General features: G+C 58.8%; 10 protein-coding genes and 5 tRNA genes. 1 reads left to right on the top strand and 14 read right to left on the bottom strand.

What is annotated here, in order from left to right; genetic code table 11:
• Positions 1 to 67: 67 nt before the first annotated feature.
• The 14 genes from rpoC to LOC68_RS12575 all read right to left on the bottom strand — a co-directional run bounded on the left by rpoC (position 68) and on the right by LOC68_RS12575 (position 14510).
• The gene (rpoC, locus tag LOC68_RS12510) at positions 68 to 4444 is read right to left on the bottom strand and encodes a DNA-directed RNA polymerase subunit beta' (protein WP_230219012.1); all 4377 of its coding nucleotides are present in this window, start codon (positions 4442 to 4444) and stop codon (positions 68 to 70) included.
• A 97-nt stretch (positions 4445 to 4541) separates the two neighbouring features.
• The gene (gene rpoB / locus LOC68_RS12515; protein ID WP_230219014.1) at positions 4542 to 8285 is read right to left on the bottom strand and encodes a DNA-directed RNA polymerase subunit beta; all 3744 of its coding nucleotides are present in this window, start codon (positions 8283 to 8285) and stop codon (positions 4542 to 4544) included.
• Positions 8286 to 8660: 375 nt separating this feature from the next.
• Positions 8661 to 9068, bottom strand: coding sequence for a 50S ribosomal protein L7/L12 (rplL, locus tag LOC68_RS12520; RefSeq protein ID WP_230219016.1), 408 nt, complete (start codon positions 9066 to 9068; stop codon positions 8661 to 8663).
• Positions 9069 to 9190: 122 nt separating this feature from the next.
• Positions 9191 to 9715 carry a 50S ribosomal protein L10 gene (rplJ, locus tag LOC68_RS12525; protein WP_230219018.1) on the bottom strand — a complete coding sequence of 175 codons (525 nt, stop codon included), beginning with the start codon at positions 9713 to 9715 and terminating at the stop codon, positions 9191 to 9193.
• 55 nt (positions 9716 to 9770) lie between these two features.
• A complete protein-coding gene (gene rplA, locus LOC68_RS12530; protein ID WP_230219020.1) occupies positions 9771 to 10448 on the bottom strand; it encodes a 50S ribosomal protein L1 in 678 nt (225 codons plus the stop codon).
• A gap of 73 nt (positions 10449 to 10521) precedes the next feature.
• Positions 10522 to 10947, bottom strand: a complete 426-nt coding sequence (rplK, locus tag LOC68_RS12535) for a 50S ribosomal protein L11 (protein WP_230219022.1) — start codon at positions 10945 to 10947, stop codon at positions 10522 to 10524.
• 148 nt (positions 10948 to 11095) lie between these two features.
• Positions 11096 to 11902, bottom strand: a complete 807-nt coding sequence (nusG, locus tag LOC68_RS12540; protein WP_230219024.1) for a transcription termination/antitermination protein NusG — start codon at positions 11900 to 11902, stop codon at positions 11096 to 11098.
• A gap of 27 nt (positions 11903 to 11929) precedes the next feature.
• On the bottom strand, positions 11930 to 12385 hold the full coding sequence (secE, locus tag LOC68_RS12545; RefSeq protein WP_230219026.1) for a preprotein translocase subunit SecE: 456 nt from the start codon (positions 12383 to 12385) through the stop codon (positions 11930 to 11932).
• A gap of 114 nt (positions 12386 to 12499) precedes the next feature.
• A tRNA-Trp gene (locus LOC68_RS12550) sits at positions 12500 to 12572 on the bottom strand.
• Between the two features lie 63 nt (positions 12573 to 12635).
• Positions 12636 to 13832 carry an elongation factor Tu gene (tuf, locus tag LOC68_RS12555; protein ID WP_230219031.1) on the bottom strand — a complete coding sequence of 399 codons (1197 nt, stop codon included), beginning with the start codon at positions 13830 to 13832 and terminating at the stop codon, positions 12636 to 12638.
• A gap of 72 nt (positions 13833 to 13904) precedes the next feature.
• A tRNA-Thr gene (locus LOC68_RS12560) sits at positions 13905 to 13976 on the bottom strand.
• Between the two features lie 84 nt (positions 13977 to 14060).
• A tRNA-Gly gene (locus LOC68_RS12565) sits at positions 14061 to 14131 on the bottom strand.
• A 114-nt stretch (positions 14132 to 14245) separates the two neighbouring features.
• Positions 14246 to 14327 (bottom strand) — tRNA-Tyr (locus LOC68_RS12570).
• A 110-nt stretch (positions 14328 to 14437) separates the two neighbouring features.
• Positions 14438 to 14510 (bottom strand) — tRNA-Thr (locus tag LOC68_RS12575).
• A gap of 620 nt (positions 14511 to 15130) precedes the next feature.
• Between LOC68_RS12575 and LOC68_RS12580 the strand changes: the two genes are divergently transcribed.
• A complete protein-coding gene (locus LOC68_RS12580) occupies positions 15131 to 16138 on the top strand; it encodes a DUF1559 domain-containing protein (protein WP_230219032.1) in 1008 nt (335 codons plus the stop codon).
• Positions 16139 to 16182: the final 44 nt, after the last annotated feature.

Below are 16182 nucleotides of genomic sequence, written 5' to 3' on the forward strand. Positions count from 1 at the left end.
CTTATCTTTTCTGCGAATCGCGGATTACCCGCGATTCGCCCTGTTTTCATTGCGACTGGAGCGGCAATTAGCCGTCCAGATCGTCGTCCATGTCGGCCGACGGATCGTAAATCGTCGGTTCGGCTGCCGGACCAGACGGCATTTGACCGCCACCCAGCAGGTTTTCCAGAGCCGACGGAGCGCCGCCGCTTCCTTCGTCCATGAGCAGCGGGAAGCTCTCTTCGCGGGTCTGTTCGCGACGGAAGTTCTGAGCCATTTCGGCCAACGCTTCCGGATTGATGCGAACTTCCGCTTCCTGGAAGCTGCGGAAACCGGTACCGGCCGGGATCAAGTGACCCAGGATCACGTTTTCCTTCAGACCAACCAGGTGGTCGACCTTGCCCGCCAGAGCGGCTTCGGTCAGCACCTTCGTCGTTTCCTGGAAGCTCGCCGCCGAAATGAAGCTGGAGCTTTGAACGGCCGCCTTGGTGATGCCGAGCAGCTGCGTCGAAGCAGTCGCCGGTTTCGGCTTCGATCCCTTGGCCGGCTTGCCGCCGAGGGCTTCGATCTGGGCGTTCTCTTGTTCCAGCGCGTCCTTCGGAACGATCATCCCTTCGCTGAACTGCTGGCTGTCGCCAGGATCGCTAACCTTCAGGCACTTCGACAAGTGTTCGTTCGCCAGGCGGAACTCGATCTTGTCCATGACCAGACCCGGCAACAACGTGGTATCGCCCGGCTTATCGACCATCACCTTTCGCAGCATGCGAGCGACGATGATTTCGATATGCTTGTCGTTGATTTCCACGCGTTGGCTGCGGTACACGCCTTGGATCTCGTGAAGCAGGTACTGCTGCACCGCTTCTTCGCCCGAGATTCGCAGGATGTCGTGCGGAACCAGCGGACCGTCGATCAGCGACTGACCGGCCCGGACGATATCGCCCGAGTGGACCAGGAAGCGTTTACCGTGCGGAACCAGGTGTTCGCGTTCGACGCCAGCTTCGTTGCGGACGATGATCGTACGCTTGCCGCGTTTCTTTTCGCCGAGGATTTCGACGGTACCGTCGATTTCGGCCATAACCGCCGGGTCTTTCGGCTTGCGAGCTTCGAAAATTTCGGTGACTCGCGGCAGACCGCCGGTGATGTCCTTAATACCGCCCGATTCGCGCGGCGTATTGGCGATCACGGTACCGGCCGTAATGATGCGGCCTTCTTCGACTTCGATGTTCGCCTTTTCCGGCATGTAGTAAACGTCGAGCGGCTTGCCGTCTTCGTCTTCCACAACCAGCTGCGGATGGAGATCACCCTTGTGTTCGGTGATCGTACGACGCGTGGTGCCGCTGGTATCGCGTTCCAGACGCATCGTTTCGCCTTCGACGATGTCTTCGTACCGGACCTTACCGCTCACTTCCGACAGAATCGGAATCGCGTGCGGGTTCCAGGTGCAAAGGACGGCGCCGGTGGCGACTTCCTCGTTTTCATCGACTTCGAGGATGGCGCCGGTCGGAACCGAGTAGTTCTCGATTTCACGTCCCTTGGCGTCGACGATCGCGATTTCGCCGTTGCGGGTCAGCACGACGTTCTTGCCTTCGTCGTTCTTCGCCAGACGCAAGCGGGTGAACTTGACGATACCGCCGCGGGTCGAGCGCTTTTCGTGCTCTTCGGTGTCGGTAACCGCCACACCACCGATGTGGAACGTACGCATCGTGAGCTGCGTGCCCGGTTCGCCGATGGACTGGGCGGCGATGATGCCGACCGCCATCCCTTCTTCGACCATCGAGCCCGACGACATGTCCATGCCGTAGCAAGCTTTGCAGGTGCCGAGGAAGGCGTCGCAGGTCATCGGGCTGCGAACCTGAATCTTTTCCAGGCCGAGCTTTTCGATGCGACGAGCCGTTTCGAGCGTGATCATTTCGTTTTCGCGAACGATCACTTCGTCGGTAATCGGGTGAACGATGCTCTGGCGGCTGACGCGACCCTTGATCGCATCGGCCAAGGCGACTTCCACCTTTTCGCCGCGGTAAATGACCCCCTTGGTAATACCTTGGGTCGTACCGCAGTCGTCCATCGTGATGACCACGTTCTGGGCGACGTCCGCAAGCTTACGAGTCAGGTAACCCGAGTCCGCCGTCTTGAGCGCGGTATCGGCCAGACCCTTACGGGCGCCGTGCGTCGACGAGAAGTACTCGAGCACCGTCAAACCTTCGCGGAAGTTCGACTTAATCGGGGTTTCGATGATTTCGCCTGACGGCTTGGCCATCAAACCACGCATACCGGAAAGCTGACGAATCTGTTCGGTACCACCGCGGGCGCCGGAGTCGGCCATCAGGTACACCGGGTTGATGTAGCCGTGACCGCCGCGATCGTCGTTCTTCATCGCTTCCATCATCTCGGCGGTAATCTGTTCCCGAGCGTGAGTCCACGCGTCGAGCACCTGATTCTTCCGCTCTTTGTCGGTGATGATGCCGCGATCGTACTGCTTCTTGAACTTGAGCGCCTTCTTATCGGCTTCGGCGATAATTTTCGGCTTCGTGTCCGGCGTCACCAGGTCGTCGGTGGCGAACGACAGACCGCTGCGGGTCGATTCGCGGAAACCGAGTTGGTTCATATCGTCGAGCAGTTCGATCGTGGCGCGACGGCCGAGACGCTGGTAGCAGTCCGAAATGACCTTCGACAGTTCGCCCGAACCGAGCGAGTGGTTGTAGAAGTCCATCCCCTTCGGCAGCATCGAGTTGAACAGGATGCGACCGTAGGTCGTTTCGACCAGGCTCCCTTGCTTGGCGTCGTCTTCTTCCGACTTCAGCTTTTGACCTTTCGGCAGGCGGACCTTGATCTTGGCGTGCAGATCAATAATGCCTTGGCTGAAAGCGTAATCGGCTTCGTCGGTCGACGAGAACGCCATCCCTTCGCCGGGACGATTGGGGAGCGAAATCGTGATGAAGTTGCAACCCATAACCACGTCTTGCGACGGGCTCATGATCGGCTTGCCGTTCGACGGCGCGAAAATGTTGTTGGTCGACAACATCAGCGTGTGGGCTTCGACCTGAGCTTCGATCGAGAGCGGCAAGTGGACCGCCATCTGGTCGCCGTCGAAGTCGGCGTTGAAGCCTTTGCACACCAGCGGATGCAGGTGAATCGCGTTACCTTCGACCAGCGTCGGCTCGAACGCCTGGATACCCATGCGGTGGAGCGTCGGAGCGCGGTTGAGCATGACCGGGTGATTCTGGATCACCGATTCCAAGATGTCCCAGACTTCTTCGTCCTTCCGCTCGAGCATCTTCTTGGCGCTCTTGATCGTGTCGGCGTGACCGAGCACTTTCAACTTGCGGATGATGAACGGTTGGTACAGTTCCAGGGCGATCTTCTTCGGCAGGCCGCATTGGTGCAGCTTCATGCGCGGACCGACCACGATCACGCTACGAGCCGAGTAGTCGACGCGCTTACCGAGCAGGTTTTCGCGGAAACGACCCTGCTTACCCTTGATCATGTCGGTCAGCGACTTCAGCGGGCGATTGCTGCTGCCGAGAACCGGACGCTTGCAACGGTTGTTGTCGAACAGAGCGTCGACCGACTGTTGCAACATCCGCTTTTCGTTGCGAATGATGACTTCCGGCGCGTTCAGGTCGACCAGCTTCCGCAGACGGTTGTTGCGGTTGATGATGCGGCGATAGAGGTCGTTCAAGTCGCTCGTCGCGAAGTTGCCCGAGTCGAGCAGAACGAGCGGACGCAGGTCCGGCGGAATGACCGGGATCACGTCCAGAACCATCCACTCCGGCTTGTTGTCGCTGTCGCGGATCGATTCGACGATCTTCAACCGGTTGGTCAGGTCCTTCTTCTTTTGCTTCGAACCGGTCTCCTGCATTTCCTTGCGGAGATCGATCGACAGCTGGACCAAGTCGAGCGAAGCGAGCAGCTTGCGGATCGCTTCGGCGCCCATGTCGGCGTCGAACGAACCTTCGCCGTACTGCTCGCGAGCTTGACGGTATTCTTCTTCTGTCAGCGTCTGGAACTTCGCCAGTTCGGTGGTGCCCGGATCGATGACGACGTAATCCTGGAAGTAGATCACCTTTTCCAGGCTCGAGGTCTTCATCGCCAACAGGTTGCCCAGTCGGCTCGGCATCGCCTTGAAGAACCAGATGTGGACGATCGGCGCGGCCAGTTCGATATGGCCCATGCGCTTGCGGCGAACGCGGCTGTGCGTGATTTTCACGCCGCAGCGATCGCAGATCATCCCTTTGTACTTCATGCCGCGGTACTTGCCGCACGAGCACTCCCAGTCCTTTTCCGGACCAAAGATGCGCTCGCAGAACAAGCCGTCCTTTTCGGGACGGTAGGTGCGGTAGTTGATCGTTTCCGGCTTCTTCACTTCGCCGAACGACCAGCTGCGGATGTCGTGCGGCCGCGCCAGGCTGATCTTTACGGCAGTGTAGTCGTTAATCCGGTCATACGAGCCTTCGAGAATGCTCATGTGCCTGTGCTCCTTGATGTGTTCGCCGCAAGCGGCGCTGGATAATTCAGGGGGGAGGCCGCTGCAGATACTCGCAGCGGCCTACGACCGGACTTCATTACATGCGACGCTTTTCGAGCTGCATGTTCAAACCGAGACCACGAATTTCGTTGGTCAACACGTCGAAGCTGGCGGGGGTGCCCGCTTCCAGCGTGTTTTCTCCCTTGACCATCGCTTCGTAAATCTTCGTTCGCCCTTCGACGTCGTCGCTCTTCACGGTGAGCAGTTCCTGGAGAATGTAAGCGGCGCCGTAAGCTTCGAGCGCCCACACTTCCATTTCCCCGAAACGCTGACCGCCGAAGCGAGCCTTGCCGCCCAGCGGTTGCTGGGTAATGAGCGAGTAAGGACCCGTGCTGCGGGCATGCACCTTGTCGTCGACCAAGTGGTGCAGCTTCAACATGTAGATGTAGCCGACCGTGGTCTCTTGGTGCATCAGTTCCCCGGTACGGCCGTCTTTCAGACGGATCTTGCCGTGCCGCGGAAGCCCCGCTTCTTCCAAGCAGTTGTTGATGTCTTCTTCCGAGGCGCCGTCGAACACCGGAGTGATCGATTGGAAGCCGAGCTTGGCGCCCGCCCATCCCAGGTGCGTCTCGAGAATCTGACCGACGTTCATACGGCTAGGCACGCCCAGCGGGTTGAGCATGATCTGAATCGGAGTTCCGTCCGGCAAAAACGGCATGTCTTCGACCGGCAGGATCTTCGCGATCACACCCTTGTTACCGTGACGCCCGGCCATCTTGTCGCCGACCGAAATGCAACGCTTGGTGGCGATGTAGACCTTGACCATCTGCAACACGCCGCTGCGGAGTTCGTCGCCGCGCTTCATGCTGTTGAGCTGACGATCGCGAACGTCGAGAGCCGCTTCGACCATCGGCCAGCCGGTCGCGTAAGCTTCACGAACGTGCTGGATGCGGTCTTCGCTGCGGAGATGCTCGAGGATCTTCTTCAGGCGGAACTGCTGAGCTTGTTCCGCGATGAACTTCGGATCCTGATCCTGCGTCAGCGGCGTGCCGTCGTCGTCGGTCAACGCCTTGCCGAGAATCTTCTCGAACTCGCCGATCATCGCCGAAAAAGCTTCCGCGATCTTGGCGTTACCTTCGGTTTCGACTTCCTTCAGGCGCTTCTCAAAGGCCTTTCGTTCGTCGTCCGACAGGCTCATGCGGCGAGCGAACTTCTCGGTGTGGATGACGATCCCTTCGATACCGGAGGGAACTTCCAGCGAGTCGTTCTTCACGTCTTCGCCCGCACGACCGAAAATCGCGTGCAGCAGCTTTTCTTCCGGCGTCAGTTCGGTCTTCGACTTCGGCGAAACCTTACCAACCAGGATGTCGCCCGGTTTAACGTAGGTGCCGACCTGAACCACGCCCCCTTCGTCCAAGTTGCGAAGCATCTTTTCGCTGACGTTGGGGATGTCGCGAGTGAAGTCTTCGCGGCCGAGTTTGGTTTCGCGAATTTCAACGTCGAACTCTTCGATGTGCAGCGACGTGTAGACGTCCTGCTTCACCAGCTCTTCGCTGAGGATGATCGCGTCTTCGTAGTTGTAACCGTCGAACGACATGAAGCCGACGAGCACGTTGCGACCCAAGGCCAACTGACCGTTGTGAGTCGCGGCGCCGTCCGCCAACACGGTACCGACTTCCACCTGTTGGCCCATCTTCACGATCGGGTTTTGGTTCAAGCAGGTACGTTCGTTGAGGCCGACGAACTTACGCAGGACGTAGTTGTCGGTGCGGCCTTCGGTCGTCTTCACGGCGATCCGTTCGGCGTCGACGTATTCGATCACGCCGGCACGCTTGGCTCGGATCATCATGCTCGAGTTGCGAGCGACTTCCGTTTCCAGACCGGTACCGACGATCGGCGGTTCGGCGATCAACAGCGGCACGGCTTGCCGCTGCATGTTGGATCCCATGAGTGCGCGGTTCGCGTCGTCATGTTCCAGGAACGGGATCAAGCTCGCCGAAACGCCCACCATCTGGCACGGCGCCACGTCGATGTATTGAACCGTCTTCGGATCGACCAATTCGAAGTCGGAGCGGTAACGAGCGATAATCAAATCGCCCAACAGCGTTCCCGAGGCGTCGGTCGGCGTATCGGCCGGAGCCACGAACGCGTCCGACTCCTCATCGGCACGCAGCCAGACGACTTCGTCGCTGATCTTGCCGTTGCTGATCGAGCGGTACGGCGTAATCAGGAAGCCGTATTCGTCGACCGCCGAGTAAATCGCCAGGCTCGAAATCAAACCGATGTTCGTACCTTCCGGCGTTTCGATCGGGCAGATGCGACCGTAGTGCGAAATGTGAACGTCGCGGACTTCGAAGCCGGCACGCTTACGATTCAAACCGCCCGGGCCGAGAGCCGACAGACGACGTTCGTGCGTCAGCATCGAGAGCGGGTTTGTCTGGTCGACGACCTGCGACAGTTCGCCGCGGCCGAAGAAGTATTCAATCGCCGCCGAAATCGACTTCGGGTTGATCAGGTTGCGGGGAGTCATGTCCTCCGCGTCCTTCAGGCTCATGCGTTCTTGAACCGTACGGCGGAGCTTCAGGAAGCCCTTGCGCAGTTCATCGCAAGCCAGTTCGTCGATCGTGCGGAGACGACGGTTACCAAGGTGGTCGATATCGTCTTTGCGAGCGGTGCCGTCCCCATCGAGAATCGACATCACGTACTTGATCGAGTTGATCAAGTCGCTCGGACGCAGGGTTTGTTCCCCTTCGTTGACTTCGATGCCGAGCTTGCGGTTCATACGGAAACGACCGACGCGACCCAAGCGGTAGCGGTTGTCGTCGTAGAACTTCTCGTCGAACAGGGTCTTCGCCTTTTCCAGCTGCGGCGGGTTGCCCGGACGCAGACGCTGGTAAATGCGGAGCAACGCTTCTTCGTGGCTCGAGGTGTTATCTTCAGCCAGCGTGTTGAAGATGATCGGGCTCTTCGGCGGATCCATCACTTCGATCGGATCGGTCAGACCGACCGAGCAGATCAATTCGGCCGTGTTCCGGCTGATCTTCTGCCCCGCTTCGACGATGATTTCGCCGCCGCGATCGCTATCGATCGGGTAGACGACGTCGTCGACGGCGATTTTGCCTTCGATCTTCGTGATGCTGCGACCATCCTTCACCTGGACGGTGGTCGTGTCGTAGAAGGCGCGAATCAGCGCGGCGTCTTCGCTCAGCGTCGGATCCATCGCACGCAGCAGGGTCGTCGCGGCGAACTTACCGCTCTGGTCGATGCGGACCGTGAACGAATCCTTCTTCGTGATGTTGATCTCGATCCAGCTTCCGCGTTCCGGAATGATGCGGCAACTCGGGAGTCGGCGATCCGAGGTCGTTTCGGCCTCTTCGACGAAGTCGACGCCGGGGCTGCGGTGCAGCTGGCTCACCACGACGCGTTCGGCGCCGTTGATGATGAACTCGCCGCCGCCCAGCATGACCGGCATGTCGCCCAGGTAGACTTCTTCCTCAATCGGCTCTTCCTTGTTCAGGCGGAGCCAAATGCGGAACGGCAGGCCGTAAGTCAGACGGAGCTGCTTGCATTCCTGCGGCGTATATCGCGGCTTCCCCAATTCATAACGGACATAGTCGAGCTGGACCGTGCCGTCATAACTTTGGATCGGGAAGATCTCGCGCAGCACGCTTTCGATACCAATTTCGGGGTCTCTCGAATCGGGATCGACTTCCTCTTGGAGAAACTTGGTATAGCTGTGCGTTTGAATCGTCGTGAGATCGGGGGGCGACATGTAAATCGACCCACTACCGAAACGACGAACTTCCTTGGTTTCGAGACGTCGCTTGTACGATGTAGCCATTGGACGATGCTACTCCTGGGCAAGTTCGGAGATCGAACGACTGCGCTGCTAGCAGTGCGACGCGCAGGAAAGAATTCCCGGCGCCAGACGTGCGAGCGAGCAAAGGGGGAGTGAAAGACGCACGCGTGGACAAGAATTAGCCGATGGACGGGACACCGCCCGTTTAAGGGAAGCCACCCATATACGGGACGCAGCCCCCTCCCTGCCGTTCACTGCGCGCACCACTCCCTGGGAATCGTCCATGCGCAGGAGAAAAGTAGAGAAACCGGTTAAATTCAAGACCACACCTCGCGACGTCGCCTCCTAGTATACGGGAGGCGACGTCGAAGTGAATACAGGGATTCCGTCAAATCGAATTCAAGAGTCGTAAATCGACTACTTGATTTCGCATTCGGCGCCGGAATCGACCAGTTCGGCCTTGACCTTTTCGGCATCTTCCTTCGAGACGCCTTCTTTGACCTTGCTCGGAACGCCTTCGACCAGGTCCTTGGCTTCCTTCAGGCCCAAGCCGGTGATGCCACGGATGGCCTTGATCACCGCAATCTTGTTGCCGCCGAAGCTGGTCATGATGACGTCGAATTCGGTCTTTTCGGCGACTTCTTCAGCAGCCGCAGCCGGACCGGGCATCATCATCATGCCGCCGCCAGCGGCAGCTTCGATGCCGTGAGCGTCTTTGAGGTAGTTGCCCAGTTCGACCGCTTGCTTCAGGGTCAGGGTGGCGATCTTGTCGCCCAGGGTCTTCAGTTCTTCCGAGATTTCGATCGTGGCGGTTTCTTCGGACATCTTCGTGTCGATCCTTTCTCAACTTGCGCCCGACCTGCGGACGGGCAAAAAATCTATATTGCTTATTTCGTAACGGGTTTGGCGTAACAGCCGTGTGCGGACAGTTGGGCGAGAGACGGGTACTAGGCCCCTTCTTCTTCTCCCAGCTTTTTGATCTGACTGGCGAGCTTGGCGCCCGGGCCTTTGATCTGAGCGGCCAGGGTGCGTCCCGGACCAAGGATCTGACCAACCAGCAAAGCAAGCTGCTCGGCACGGTTCGGCCATTTGCTCACTTCAACCACCTTGTCGGCAGTCAAAGCCTCGCCGTCCATCACGCCACCTTTGGCCGTGAATTTCGGCATTTTCTTGTCTTCGTGCAGTTTGACGATCTCTTTCGCCAGGTCGACGATGTCTTCGCCGCCCCACACGATCGCCGCACTGCCTTCAATGTCGCTGAAAGCCGGACCGAGCGAGGTCCCTTCGCAAGCGCGACGGGCCAAGGTCTTCTTCACGACCAACAGGCTAATGTTCCGTTTGCGGAAGGCGCGACGGACTTCGACGGTCGAATTGGCGTCGAGACCGGCGACATCAACCACCAAGAGATCCGACACGCCGTCCAGACGGCTCGAAATCTCTTTCGTCACCAACTCTTTTACGAATTTGCTCATAACTGTTCTGCTTTAAGTGAGGTCCACCGCGCGGCGGACGACGAAGTGAACCGGCTTACAGCGCGACGCGGACGCCAGGACTCATGGTGGCGGCGATCGCGACGCTCTTCACGTAAATGCCCTTCGCGCTGGCGGGCTTCATGCTCAGGATCTGATTGGTGAACGCGCGGATGTTGTCGACCAGCTTCGCTTCGTCGAAACTAATCTTGCCGACCACCGCGTGCACGATGCCAGTGGCGTCGTTGCGGAACTCAACCTTACCCGCTTTGTATTCTTTGACGACGCGAGCGACGTCCGGGGTGACCGTGCCGGCACGCGGCGACGGCATCAAACCACGCGGGCCGAGGACGCGACCGAGCGGACCGACCAGACCCATCATGTCCGGGGTCGCGATGCACGCGTCGAAATCAAGCCAGCCTTCTTTGATTCGCTTGGCCAGGTCGTCCGAACCGACCGCGTCGGCGCCGGCTTCTTCCGCCAGACGAACATTGTCGCCCTTGGCGAACACGACGACTCGCAGCTCTTTACCGATGCCGTGCGGCAGCACGATGGCGCCGCGGACCAGTTGGTCGGCCTGCTTCGGGTCAATACCCAGACGCATGGCGCAGTCGACGGTCTGATCGAATTTGGTGGTGTTGAAGGTCTTCAACAGCGCGACCGCCTTGTCGAGCGGCATGACTTCTTCCGTGGCCTTGGCGGCAAGGGCGCGATAACGCTTCGAGTGCTTTACCATCGTCGGACTCTTTAAGTATCTGTGCGGTGTGTTGCGTATCAGTTGCAGCGCTGGGCGGGTTGGCCGCGAACGCTTATTCGGTGATTTCGATGCCCATGCTGCGAGCGGTACCGGCGATCATGCGGCGAGCATGTTCCAGGTCGCTGGCGTTCAGGTCGTCCATCTTCTGCTTGCAGATTTCGTCGACCTGGGCCATCGAAACCTTGCCGACCTTGTCGACATGGGGACGACCGGCGCCGCTGGCGATCCCGGCAGCTTGCTTCAGCAGCGCGGCGGCCGGCGGGCTCTTGCAAACGAATTCAAACGAGCGGTCGTTGTAGACGCTCACGACGACCGGAATCGGCATGCCGTTGAATTCCTTGGTCTTGTCGTTGAACTGCGTAACGAATTGACCGAGGTTGACGCCGAACTTACCGAGCGACGTACCTACCGGAGGCGCCGGGGTAGCCTTGCCGCCGGGCACTTGAAATTTCGCTTTTCCAACCAGTTCCTTCGCCATGTCTCTTTTCCTCGGCGGCGAACGCACGGTTCGCCGTGGATTACTGAATTACTTGGGTGTTCGGTGGGTCGAAAACGACAGTCCGGCAGTCGCCAGGAGAGCGACGCGAGAGGCTGTAGGAATCGACAGGCCGACGACTCGCGATGGGTTACACCGGCTCCATTTGCCAGTGTTCCATCTCGACCGGAGTCGTCCGACCGAAGATGTTGATCATGACCGTCACGCGGCCATTCGTTTCGTCGATTCCTTCGACATCCCCTTCGAAGTTCTCGAAGGTTCCTTCGGTGATGCGAACGTGATCCCCCAGCTTGAAGCGAATGTTGGTTTTGACCGGCTCTTCGCCCGCCTCTTCGCTTTCCGCCTTTTTGGTGATCCGCTCAACTTCGTGCGCCAGCATCGGAGTCGGACGTCCCGCGGCTCCCGTGAAGTCGCCGATTCCGCCCGTTTCGCGTACCAGGAACCAGGTGTCATCGTTGATCGCCATGTGGACGACGATGTACCCAGGGTACAGCTTGCGCTTGGTGATTTTCTTTTTGCCGTTTTTGAATTCGACGATGTCCTCAGTCGGGACCATGATCTGATCAAAATACGGCTCGAGGCCCGCCATCTTCACACGCCGCCAAAGGTTCGCGCAGATCGACTTTTCGCGATTGCTCTGCACCTTCAGGATGTACCAGTCCATCTCGCCGACTTCAGCAGGAGCTTCCTCCTCCTCTTCAATCAACTCGAGCGGACCGCGATTGCGTTCCTTTTTCGGACGAGCCGGTTTCGGCTCTTCCGCCGGGGCTTCTTCAGCGGCGGGCTCTTCCGAGTCTGCCGCGACTTCCACCGGCGATTCCACTTCGGCGGCTTCGGGCTGGGGCGCGTCGGACGACTCAGCCGCTTCCGGCGCAGCGCCTTCGGCGGTTACGTCCTCAACGGGCAGTTCGTGTTCGTTTTTCGACTCGTTTTCCACAGCTCGATCCCTTGGCCAAACGCCTTACTAGTTAAACGCGTAACGCAGAAACGCGATCCAGTGCTTCAGCACGTACTGCCAAAACACGTCGTACGCAAACAGTACGGCCGCCAGGGCGAACACAAACAGGATCACCACGGCGCTGGCCCGAATTAACTCAGCCCGCGAAGGCCAAGTCACTTTGTTCATTTCCGCTTCGACCGCGATCAAAAAGTCGGCGAACACCGGCCAGTTGATAACGCGATAAGCGATCCAAAATCCCGCGATCACCACCAAGGCAGGCAAGCCGACTTGCAGCCAGCGTTCTTGCCCCTGGTTACGCAACACGTCGTACAGTTGCCATCCCGCTACGCCGACCAGCGCCCACAAAGCGAGCATCGTCGCTTGCCGAGCGGTCCGACCTTGCGAACGCTTGTAACGTCCGGTCTGAGCCAGCTCTTGGACGAAGTTTCCGGCGGAAGCGGCGGCCTTTTCTTTTGCCATCGCTGCGTGACTTTCTTCCTAAAACGTCGCTGGCTGCGCCATGGACGATGACTTGGTTTGACGGAACGACGAATCGATCAAAGCCAAAAAAGGCCGGAGATCAACCGACGAAAGCAGGGGCGGAGGGAATCGAACTCTCAACCTCTGGTTTTGGAGACCAGCGCTCTGCCAATTGAGCTACGCCCCTAAAACTGCGGACGCCCGACCCATTTTTTCGGGCCGGGCGCCGCAAAATTTACCTCAGTCTCGCTTAGGCGAGAATCTTCGTAACGACGCCCGAACCAACGGTGCGGCCGCCTTCGCGAATCGCGAAGCGAACGCCGTCGTCCATCGCGATCGGCTTGTGCAGCTCGACTTCGATGCGGACGTTGTCGCCCGGCATGCACATTTCGGCGCCGACCAGGTTGGCGGTGCCGGTCACGTCGGTCGTACGGAAGTAGAACTGCGGGCGATAGCCGGAGAAGAACGGGGTGTGACGACCGCCTTCTTCCTTCGACAAGCAGTAGATTTCCGCTTCAAACTTGGTGTGCGGGGTGATCGAACCCGGCTTGGCGAGCACCTGGCCGCGCGAAATGTCTTCACGCTTGACGCCGCGGAGCAAGCAGCCGACATTGTCGCCCGCATGACCCTCTTGGAGGATCTTGTTGAACATTTCGATACCCGTGACCGTGGTCTTGGTCGGGGCGTCGTTCAGACCGATGATCAGAACTTCTTCACCAACCTTCACAACGCCGCGTTCGATACGACCAGTGGCGACGGTACCGCGACCTTCGATCGAGAAGACGTCTTCGATCGCCATCAGGAACGGCTTGTCGGCTTCGCGGGTCGGTTCCGGAATGTACGAGTCCAGGGCGTCCATCAGGTCGCTGATGCACTTGCTGGCGGCCGGATCAGCCGGGTTGTTGTAGGCCGGCAGCGAGGCGCCGCGAATGACCGGGCAATCGTCGCCAGGGAATTCGTACTTGCTGAGCAGTTCGCGAACTTCCAGTTCGACGAGGTCCAGCAGTTCTTCATCGTCGACCAGGTCGCACTTGTTCAGGAAGACCACGATGTACGGCACGCCGACCTGACGAGCCAGCAGAACGTGCTCCTTCGTCTGCGGCATCGGGCCGTCGGCAGCCGACACGACCAGGATCGCACCGTCCATCTGGGCGGCGCCGGTGATCATGTTCTTCACAAAGTCGGCGTGACCCGGGCAGTCGATGTGGGCGTAGTGACGGGTCGGGGTTTCGTATTCGACGTGGGCGACCGCGATGGTCACGGTCTTGGTCGCGTCACGGACGGTACCGCCCTTGGCGATGTCCGAGTAAGCCTTGTGCTTCGCCAAACCTTTGGCCGCCTGAACGGCGAGAATGGCGCCGGTCGTGGTCGTTTTGCCATGGTCAATGTGGCCGATAGTGCCGACGTTGACGTGCGGCTTAGTTCTTTCAAATACGTCCTTGGCCATGTTCTTAGTCTTTCGTAATCCCCACTGAATCAGTGCAAACTTGGAGCAAGCGGAAATAAACAACTAGCGAAGAGCTGCTGATGGGACTTGAACCCATGACCTCTTCCTTACCAAGGAAGTGCTCTACCACTGAGCTACAGCAGCGACATACGCGGTGTGCGCATGACCGCCACAGATTTTCCGAAACGGACAACAAGTCCAATTCGGGCTGCGGCTTGGCGCCGCCCAAGCGGGTGAAGGGAATCGAACCCTCGTCTTCAGCTTGGAAGGCTGTTGCTCTACCATTGAGCTACACCCGCGGTTCACCTTGCGACTATCACCGCCGACGCGCGGTTGTGATCTTCGCCATTCTCATCTTTTTTGGTCTTGTTCCGCCAGCGGGCATAAGCCGGCTTGCGTCATTTTTTTATAAGTGGGGGGTACAGGATTCGAACCTGTGAAGGCATAGCCAACAGATTTACAGTCTGTCCCCTTTGACCGCTCGGGAAACCCCCCGCACTTATTCACTGCAACCCACGCCCTTATCGCCGCATTTTTTTGGTGCTGCGATCGCCCGCCCGAAGGCTGACGCGGATCCGCATGAGTACGAAAAGCCGCTTCGCGGAAGCTAGCGGTGGGAGTCGAACCCACAACCTGCTGATTACAAATCAGCTGCTCTGCCAATTGAGCTACGCCAGCCCGTTAGTCGGGCTATAATCGAAAACAGACTAATATACCGAGTTGGTCCGACCCCGCAAGTCGCCTTCGGCCGCTGGCCGACAAAAATTCGCGAGGAAGTTTTCGGTAGCCTGCCAGAGTCTTCCTGGCTTGCCAAAAAGCCGCGAAAATCGCCTGTTTTCGCCCCACTTTCTACCAGACTTCTTCTCTCCACGAGAGGTTCATCGCGCCGCCCCGATTCGCAAATTCGAGTCAGAATTCGGCGCTAGCATCGTCCTCCGTCAATCGACCGACGTCTTCGCGACCATTTCGGCCCGCTGCGCCGCGATCTTGGTCGCCCAGCTTCTTGGCACAGATGGCCAAACTTCGGGCATATCTCGCGACATCATCGGAAAAACCACGGTCCGCGGCCGTAGGATTTTATAAAAAGTGGAAATTCTTGTCGCGGTCAAATGGTTGCCGCCCAATGCTTTTCGGCGGTGAGCCCAGCCTTAAACGGATTCAGCCCCCTCCGAGTGGCCTCTTTTTTGCTAATTCCCAGCTTCGGTCTTTTCATTCATTGCCGCCGGGACGGCGTCTGTTCGCGCGGGACCGATCACGCCTGGCTATCCCTCCCCTCTTTCACGATTAGGTAGGTCGACATGAGCCATCGAGGCCTTACTCGGAACTACGGTTTCACGCTGGTGGAATTGCTGGTCGTCATCGCAATCATTGGCGTTTTGATCGCGCTGCTGCTTCCCGCAGTACAGCAAGCGCGCGAAGCGGCCCGGCGGAGCCAGTGCACCAATAACCTGAAACAACTGGGGTTGGCGATGCACAACTATCACGCCACCTACGGCACCTTCCCGATCGGCAACACGCTCGGGCAGAAAGGGGCCAGCTGGAAAGTTCGCCTTCTTCCTTACCTCGAACAGTCGGCCGGCTACGACCAAATCAGCTTCAACGCCAGCTTTTGGGGCCATTCGGGCCTGCAATCGATCCTCGTCGGTCTGACGGTTCCCGGCTACGACTGCCCCTCGAGCCCGTTTGATAACCGCACCTCCGAAACGCTGCTCACTTACTCCGGCGGAACGCAACTGCACGACTACGTTGGCATTTCAGGCGCCGTCCCCAACTCGACGGCGGGCGGACAAACCAGCGATTGCACCGCCTCCAATGCGGTTCAAGGAGGAACCTACTGCGAAAACGGCGTCCTGATCGCGTTTCGCCCCATCAATATGGCGAAACTGGTCGACGGGACGACCAACACGATGATGATCGGCGAGCATTCCGGTCAGGTAAACGGCAAGGAATACACCTCCAATCCGCTCGGCGGCTGGTTTGGCCTGGTCACCAATACCGTCGCCACGTCGACCGGTTCGACCGTTTGGAATGAGAGCACGAAGGTTTCCGACATCACCTACAGCAGCGGATATACCGGCGGTCTGACGACGTTCCGCCATCCGATCAACAGCGCATGGCTTTCCGGCGCTCCGACCTCGGCGAGCTCGATTTTCGAGGTGAACTACATCCTGAACTCGTTCCATCCGGGCGGCGTGAACGGGGCTTTGTCGGACGGTTCAGTTCGCTTCCTGCCGGAAACGGCCGACATCAACGTCCTGCTCAACCTCTGCGCTCGTAACGACGGAAACACCCTCGGCGAACTCTAAACGGGAGCTACGAACATCGGCTGCTCCTACTGACTCGCCGTTCA

Source organism: Blastopirellula sediminis (assembly GCF_020966755.1).
GTDB lineage: Bacteria > Planctomycetota > Planctomycetia > Pirellulales > Pirellulaceae > Blastopirellula > Blastopirellula sediminis.

What these genes read in the sequence shown, in the direction of transcription:
- rpoC (WP_230219012.1), bottom strand. Translation starts at nt 4,444, where the DNA reads ATGAGCATTCTCGAAGGCTCGTATGACCGGATTAACGACTACACTGCC.
- rpoB (WP_230219014.1), bottom strand. Translation starts at nt 8,285, where the DNA reads ATGGCTACATCGTACAAGCGACGTCTCGAAACCAAGGAAGTTCGTCGT.
- rplL (WP_230219016.1), bottom strand. Translation starts at nt 9,068, where the DNA reads ATGTCCGAAGAAACCGCCACGATCGAAATCTCGGAAGAACTGAAGACC.
- rplJ (WP_230219018.1), bottom strand. Translation starts at nt 9,715, where the DNA reads ATGAGCAAATTCGTAAAAGAGTTGGTGACGAAAGAGATTTCGAGCCGT.
- rplA (WP_230219020.1), bottom strand. Translation starts at nt 10,448, where the DNA reads ATGGTAAAGCACTCGAAGCGTTATCGCGCCCTTGCCGCCAAGGCCACG.
- rplK (WP_230219022.1), bottom strand. Translation starts at nt 10,947, where the DNA reads ATGGCGAAGGAACTGGTTGGAAAAGCGAAATTTCAAGTGCCCGGCGGC.
- secE (WP_230219026.1), bottom strand. Translation starts at nt 12,385, where the DNA reads ATGGCAAAAGAAAAGGCCGCCGCTTCCGCCGGAAACTTCGTCCAAGAG.
- tuf (WP_230219031.1), bottom strand. Translation starts at nt 13,832, where the DNA reads ATGGCCAAGGACGTATTTGAAAGAACTAAGCCGCACGTCAACGTCGGC.
- LOC68_RS12580 (WP_230219032.1), top strand. Translation starts at nt 15,131, where the DNA reads ATGAGCCATCGAGGCCTTACTCGGAACTACGGTTTCACGCTGGTGGAA.